This window comes from Streptomyces sp. NPDC030995 (assembly GCF_055571215.1).
Genome location: NZ_JBVIFS010000004.1, coordinates 222169 through 229792 on the forward strand (window position 1 = coordinate 222169; position 7624 = coordinate 229792).

Annotated in this window: 3 protein-coding genes and 1 pseudogene; 3 read left to right on the plus strand and 1 reads right to left on the minus strand. The window is 73.6% G+C overall.

What is annotated here, in order from left to right; all coding sequences use genetic code 11:
• Positions 1 to 60: 60 nt before the first annotated feature.
• Positions 61 to 3618, plus strand: a complete 3558-nt coding sequence (cydD, locus tag ACZ45T_RS09455) for a thiol reductant ABC exporter subunit CydD (RefSeq protein WP_468439127.1) — start codon at positions 61 to 63, stop codon at positions 3616 to 3618.
• A 24-nt stretch (positions 3619 to 3642) separates the two neighbouring features.
• A pseudogene (locus tag ACZ45T_RS09460) lies at positions 3643 to 5451 on the plus strand (sensor histidine kinase).
• Positions 5452 to 5517: 66 nt separating this feature from the next.
• Here the strand turns inward: ACZ45T_RS09460 and ACZ45T_RS09465 are convergent.
• Complete coding sequence (locus ACZ45T_RS09465; protein ID WP_468439129.1) at positions 5518 to 6408, minus strand: Cof-type HAD-IIB family hydrolase; 891 nt, start codon at positions 6406 to 6408, stop codon at positions 5518 to 5520.
• A gap of 133 nt (positions 6409 to 6541) precedes the next feature.
• Between ACZ45T_RS09465 and ACZ45T_RS09470 the strand changes: the two genes are divergently transcribed.
• Positions 6542 to 7447, plus strand: coding sequence for an LLM class flavin-dependent oxidoreductase (locus tag ACZ45T_RS09470; RefSeq protein ID WP_468439130.1), 906 nt, complete (start codon positions 6542 to 6544; stop codon positions 7445 to 7447).
• Positions 7448 to 7624: the final 177 nt, after the last annotated feature.

Genomic DNA, 7624 nt, shown 5'->3' on the forward strand with positions numbered 1-7624 from the left:
CCGCCTCGTCCGTCCGACCCTGCTCGACCGTGCCTGACCCTGCCTTGGGGGATGTTTCACGTGAAACCGATCGACCCGCGCCTGCTTCGGTACGCCCGTTCCACCCGCCTCTTCCTGGGGGCGGTGGTGGCCCTGGGGCTTGCCGGGGCGGGGCTGGTCGTCGGTCAGGCGATGCTGATCGCCGAGATCGTGGTCGGTGCCTTCGAGGAAGGGCTGGGCGGCGAAGCGCTCCGGACGCCGCTGCTGCTGCTCGCGGCGGTGGCACTGGGGCGCGGCCTGATCGCCTGGCTGACGGAGCTGGCCGCGCACCGCGCCAGTGCGGCGGTCAAGTCGGAACTGCGCGGCCGGCTGCTGGACCGGGCCGCGGATCTCGGGCCCGGCCGGCTGAGCAGTCGAAGGACGGGGTCGCTGGTGGCGCTGGCCACCCGGGGCGTGGACGCGCTCGACGACTACTTCTCCCGCTACCTGCCCCAGCTGGGGCTCGCGGTGGTCGTGCCGGTGGCGGTGCTCGCCCGGATCGTCACCGAGGACTGGGTGTCGGCGGCCATCATCGTGGTCACGCTGCCCCTGATCCCGCTGTTCATGATCCTCATCGGCATGGCCACCCAGTCCCGGATGGACCGCCAGTGGCGGCTGCTGTCGCGGCTGTCGGGACACTTCCTCGACGTGGTGGCGGGGCTTCCCACCCTGAAGGTCTTCGGCCGGGCCAAGGCGCAGGCGGAATCGATCCGCAAGATCACCGACGACTACCGGCGCGCGACGATGCGGACCCTGCGCATCGCCTTCCTCTCCTCCTTCGCGCTGGAGCTGCTGGCGACCCTGTCGGTGGCACTGGTGGCCGTGACCATCGGCATGCGACTGGTCCACGGTGGCCTGGACCTCTACACCGGGCTGGTCATCCTCGTCCTGGCGCCCGAGGCGTACTTGCCGCTCAGGCAGGTGGGGGCGCAGTACCACGCGGCCGCGGAAGGGCTCGCGGCCGCGGAGGAGATCTTCGAGATCCTGGAGACCCCGGTCGAGGGTCAGGCCGGCGTGGCCGAGCTGCCGAGCGGCGCTCCCCTGCGGATCGAGATCGACGGGGTCGCCGTCCGCTACGAGGGCCGGAGCGAGGACTCGCCGCGGCCCGTCTCCCTGACGGTCGGGCCGGGGGAGTGCGTGGCCCTCACCGGCCCGAGCGGTGCGGGGAAGTCCACGCTGCTCCAGGTGCTGCTGGGATTCGTGACCCCGACCGCGGGCCGGGTACGGATCGCGGGCGTGGACCTGGCGGAGCTGTCGCCGGCGCGGTGGCGGGAGCAGATCGCGTGGGTGCCGCAGCGGCCGCACCTGTTCGCCGGGACGATCGCCGAGAACGTACGGCTGGCCCGCCCGGAGGCCTCCGACACCGAGGTGACCGCGGCGTTGAAGGACGCCGGGGCATGGGAGTTCGTGTCCGCCCTGCCGCGCGGGGCGCAAACCCCGCTGGGCGAGGGCGGCGTGGGACTGTCCGCCGGGCAGCGGCAGCGCCTCGCCCTGGCCCGGGCGTTCCTGGCGGACCGGCCCGTGCTGCTGCTGGACGAACCGACGGCGGCCCTGGACGGCGAGACCGAGGCGGGCGTCGTGGACGCCGTCCGGCGCCTCGCCGTCGGGCGGACCGTCCTGCTGGTCGTGCACCGGCCGGCCCTGCTCGCCGTCGCGGACCGGGTGGTCCCGATGGAGGCCGGGAGCGACACGGCGGAGGCGCGCGCCGACGGGTCCCTCCCCCGCCGCGCTGCCGCCCGGGCCGAGGCCCGCACCGCCGCTGACTTTGCCCCGGACGCCGGGGAGTGGATCCTCGGCACGGCACCCGAGCCGGTGCGGGTCGGCGGCGGGACCGACTCGGGCGGAGCCGATCCGCTGCGCCGGGTGCGGGCGGTGGCCAAGGCATGGCAAGGGCGGTTCCGGCTCGGGCTGCTGCTCGGAGCGCTGGCCGTCGGGTGCAGCGTCGGCCTGATGGCCGTGTCGGGCTGGCTGATCTCCAGGGCCTCCGAACAGCCGCCCGTGCTCCACCTGATGGTGGCCGTCACCGCCACCCGGGCCTTCGGCATGGGCCGCGCCGTCTTCCGCTACGCCGAGCGGATCGTCTCGCACGACGCCGTGCTGCGGATGCTCGCCGACCTGCGGGTGTCCGTGTACCGGCGGCTGGAGCGCATCGCGCCCGCCGGGCTGCGCGAGCACCGGCGCGGGGACCTGCTGGCCCGGCTGGTGGCCGATGCCGACGCGCTCCAGGACTACTGGCTGCGCTGGCTGCTGCCGGTCGCCACCGCGGTGCTCGTCGGCACCGGTTCGGTCGCCTTCACCACCTGGCTGCTGCCCGAGGCCGGAGCCGTACTCGCCGTCGGGCTGCTCGCCGCCGGGATCGGGGTGCCGTTGGTCAGCGGGGCCTGCGCCCGCCGTGCGGAGCGCAGGCTGGCACCCGCCCGGGGCGAGCTCGCCACCCGGGTGGCCGATCTGCTCACCGGAACCGCGGAACTGACCGTGGCCGGTGCGCTGGAGGACCGCAAGGGCCGGGCGCGGGAGAGCGACGGCCTGCTGACGCGCATCGCCGCGCGGGGCGCTGCCGCTGCCGGGCTGGGCGGCGGGCTGTCCGCCCTCGTCTGCGGCCTCACCGTCGTGGCCGCCGCGGCCGTCGCGGCGACGGCCGTCCACGAGGGACGGCTGTCCGGAGTGGCCATGGCCGTCGCGGTCCTGACCCCCCTCGCCGCCTTCGAGGCGGTGAGCGGACTTCCGCTCGCCGTCCAGTACCGCCAGCGGGTGCGCCGTAGCGCCGAGCGGGTCTACGAGGTCATCGACGCTCCGGTCCCGGTCGCCGAGCCGGAGCACGCCGCTCAGGCCCCCGCCTCGCCCTTCCCGCTGCGGCTGACGGGGCTCGCCGCCCGCCACCCCGGCCAGGAGCGTGACGCGCTGCGCGGGCTCGACCTGACCCTGGAGGCCGGCCGCCGCATCGCCGTCGTCGGACCCTCCGGCTCCGGCAAGACCACCCTGGCCCAGGTCCTGCTCCGGTTCCTGGACCCGCGCGAAGGCGCGTACACCCTGGGCGGGACCGACGCGCACACGCTCGACAGCGACGACGTACGCGCGCTCGTGGGCCTGTGCGCCCAGGACGCGCACATCTTCGACAGCTCGGTCCGGGAGAACCTGCGGCTGGCCCGGACCGGGGCGAGCGAGCAGCAGCTGCGGGACGCGCTGGCCGCGGCCCGGCTCCTGGACTGGGCGGACGGCCTTCCCGACGGGCTGGACACCCTGGTCGGCGAGCACGGCGAGCGGATCTCGGGCGGCCAGCGCCAGCGCCTGGCCCTGGCCCGGGCGCTGCTCGCGGACTTCCCCGTACTGGTCCTGGACGAGCCGGCCGAGCACCTGGACCTGGCCACCGCGGACGCCCTGACGGCGGATCTGCTGGCCGCGACCGAGGGCCGCACCACCGTGCTCATCACGCACCGGCTGGCCGGGCTGGAGGCGGTGGACGAGGTGCTCGTGCTGGATCGCGGCGAGGTCGTGCAGCGGGGCGCGTACGCGGAGCTGGCCTCGGCCGAGGGGCCGCTGCGCCGGCTGCTGGAGCGGGAGAGGGCAACCGACGGGACTTTGGCCAGCTTTCCCGTCTAATGGGGACTAACTAGTCTCAAGAGCATGTCAGCGCAGCGGTCGCAGCAATCCCCGGATCCCGTATCGGATCCGGGACCGGCTCCAGGGACGGCTCCAGGGACGGCTCCAGTGCCGGTTCCAGTGCCGGATCCATCGACGGGGACGCCGGACCCACTCGGGGCCGCGGCCCAGGCCACCAGGAGCCTGCAGGGTCTGTCCACCGAACTCACGGCCCGGGTGCCGCAATTGCTGGAGGCCATGCGTTCGGTCGGTACCGGCCTCGAACTCCACTCCACGCTGGACCGCATCTGCGAGACCGCGGCCGAGCTCGCGGACGCCCGGTACGCGGCGATCGGCGTCGTCGACACCGAGGGCCGCGGGCTCACGGACTTCGTCACGTACGGGATCAGCGCCGCGCTGGCCCGGAAGATCGGGGACCGTCCGGACGGGAAGCGCGGCCTGCTCGGGGCACTGATCTCGCACCCCGGCACGGTGCGGCTCGCCGATCTGACGAAGGACCCGCGCGCGGAGGGCTTCCCGGCGCACCACCCGCCCATGAAGACCTTCCTCGGTGTCCCCATCCGGGTGCAGGGAGAGATCTTCGGCAACCTGTACCTCGCCGAGAAGAACGGCGGCGGCGAGTTCAACGACTACGACGTCCACATGGTCCGGGTGCTGGCCACCGAGGCGGGCATCGCCATCGGCAACGCCCGGCTGTACGAGGCCGCCACCCAGCGGGAGCGTTGGATCGACGGCTCGGTGGCCGTCACCACCGCCCTCCTGTCGGGCGGGGACGCCGACGACGCCCTCGCGGTGGTGGCCGAGCAGGCCCGCCACCTGGCCGACTCGGCCGCAGGGATCGTGATGCTGCCGGCCGAGGAGGGCGGCATGGAGATCGTCGCCGTATCGGCCGAGAACCCGGCCACCTCGCTCGGACTGGTGATCCCGGCCGAGAGCCCGGTGGTGGACAGCCTGCTGCACGGCGAGCCGGTCTTCGTGGACGACGCGGCCTCCGACCCCCGCATGGCCAGTGAGCTGACCAGCCCGTACGGGCCCTGCATGATGCTGCCCCTGCACAGTGGCGGGCGGGTGCTGGGCGCGCTGATCACCCCCCGGGCCCGTGGCGAGCGGCCGTTCAGCGAGGCCGAGCGGACCTTGGCCACGCAGTTCGCCTCCCAGGCGGCGCTCGCCCTGATGATGGCCGAGGCCCAGCGCGACCGGGAGCGGCTCGCCGTCTTCGAGGACCGTGACCGGATCGCCCGTGACCTGCACGACCTGGTCATCCAGCGGCTGTTCGCCACCGGGATGATGCTGGAGGGCGCCCAGCGCCGGTCCATCGTGCCCGAGGTCCGCGACGGGGTGGGCAAGGCCGTGGACGAGCTCGACGTGACGATCTAGGAGATCCGCACCGCGATCTTCGCCCTCCAGCAGGGCCCGGCGGAAGCACCGTCAGGGCTGCGGACCCGGGTGCTGCGGGAGATCAACATGGCCGCCGTGCCCCTGGGCTTCAAGCCCGCTCACCGCTTCGTCGGCCCGATCGACGCGGTCGTCGGCGAGCTCGTGGGCAAGAACCTGATCGCCGCGCTGCGTGAGGCACTGTCCAACGCGTTCCGGCACGCCGACGCGTCCCGGATCGAGGTGGTCGTGGACTCCACCGCCACACTCGCCGACGGCCGGCCCGGGGTCCGCCTGGCGGTCGCCGACGACGGGGTGGGCATCCCGGAGGGCGGCCGGCGCAGCGGGCTGCGGAACCTGCGCCGACGGGCCGAGTCGTTGGGCGGCGCGAGCTCGTACGGCCCGGGCCTCGCCGAGGACGGCGGCGGGACCACCCTGGTGTGGGAGGCCCCGCTCTAGGTCCTGTCCGGGCGATCTTCGCGGATCAGCCCGGGCCCGGGGTGTCCGGTGGTCCGGGGCTACCGCTCATGCCTGCTGCTGCTGGGCGATGCGTTCGGCCAGGATGCGCTCGATGACGAGAGCGACCCCGTCCTCGTTGTTGGCGACCGTACGGCCGGACGCGGCCGCGATCACATCCGGGTGCGCGTTGCCCATCGCGTACGAGGTGCCCGCCCAGCTCAGCATCTCCACGTCGTTCGGCATGTCCCCGAAGGCGACGACCTCGGCGGGGGAGATGCCCCGCTCGGCGCAGCACAGCGCCAGCGTGCTGGCCTTGGAGACGCCCGGCCCGCTGATCTCCAGCAGGGCGGTGGGACTGGAGCGGGTGATCGACGCGTACGCGCCGGCGGCGGAGCGGGCCAGCGCCAGGAAGTCGTCCGGGGCGAGCTCGGCGTGGTGCGCCAGCAGCTTGAGCACGGGCGCGGCGCTGTCGTCCGTGTCCTCGTCCAGCAGCTTCTCGGCGGTGGCGACCTTGGCACCCGGATCCTTGAAGAAGGGCGGGTAGGTCGGCTCGTAGTTGATGCCGGTGGTCAGCTCGACCGCGAAGGACGTGCCGGGTGCCGCGGCCCGCAGGGCGTCGACGACGGTGCGTGCGATGCCTCGCTGAAGGGCTCTGACCTGCACGAACTCCCGTCCGGCATGCAGGTCGACGACCGCCGCGCCATTGGCGCAGATCGCGAGGCCGTGGCCGTGGACGTGGTCGCTGACCACATCCATCCAGCGGGCCGGGCGGCCGGTGACGAAGAAGACCTCGATCCCGGCCTCCTCGGCAGCGGCGAGTGCGGCGACGGTGCGCGGCGAGACGGACTTGTCGTCGCGCAGCAGGGTGCCGTCGAGGTCGGTGGCGATGAGCCGGGGCGTGGGGGTTGGCCCGTCCGGGCACTGGGGAGCCGAGGTCACGGCTCCATCTTCGCCCATGGCCCGGGACGGCCCGACCATGGCCGACGATCTCCGGACCATCTCGGGAACCATCTCCGGACGATGGCCGGATCGGGCTGCCGCGGCGCAGCGATGTTTCACGTGAAACATCGGCTCGCCGTAGGCTCGACGCATGAGTCTGCGTCTGAGCACGGTGATCCTTCCGGTACGTCGATGGCACGAGGGGGGCCGTGACCAGTGGCTCCGGGCTGAACAGCTCGGATTCCACACCGCCTACACCTACGACCACCTGTCGTGGCGGACCTTCCGTGACGGGCCCTGGTTCGGGGCGGTACCCACGCTGACCGCGGCGGCCGCCGCCACCGAGCGACTGCGTCTGGGCACGCTCGTCACCTCGCCGAACTTCCGGCACCCGGTGACCCTCGCCAAGGACCTCATGAGCCTTGACGACATCTCCGGCGGCCGGATCACCCTCGGCATCGGCGCGGGCGGCAACGGCTTCGACGCGACCGCGCTGGGCCAGGAGGCCTGGTCCCCGCGCGAGCGCGCCGACCGCTTCGCCGAGTTCGTGCCGCTGCTGGACCAGTTGCTGACCGAGGGCTCGGTGACCCACGAGGGCACCTTCTACTCCGCCGAGGAAGCCCGCAACATCCCCGGCTGCGTGCAGCGGCCGCGGCTGCCGTTCGCGGTCGCGGCGACCGGACCGCGCGGTCTGCGGCTCGCCGCCCGGCACGGCCAGGCCTGGGTGACCACGGGTGACCCGAAGCTCTTCGCGGAGGGCACGCCCGAGCAGTCGCTGGAGGCCCTGCGCGGGCAGCTGGCCCGGCTCGACAAGGCGTTCGCGGAGATCGGGCGGGATCCCGGGCCCATGGAGAAGGTCCTCCTGACGGGCTTCACGCCCGAGGCCAACACCGTGCTGGAGTCGCTGGACGCGTTCGTCGACTTCGCCGGCCGCCACCGCGAGCTGGGCTTCACCGAGCTGGTGATCCACGCGCCGATCCCGGACTCCGATTTCGCCGCCGAAGAGGCCGTCTTCGAGAAGATCGCCACCGAGGCCCTGGCCCAGCTCGACAGCTGACCCGCCGGTCGTCTGATCCGGCGGTCCGCTGACCCGCCGGTCCTCCTCTGACCCGCCGGTCCTCCTCTGACCCGCCGGTCGTCGCCGCTCCCGCGCGGGAGCGGGGGAAAACAGAAAAAGACCAAGCCCCCTCCGCTAACCTCCCCAACCGAAAGCCCCCCGACAGGAAAGACCAAC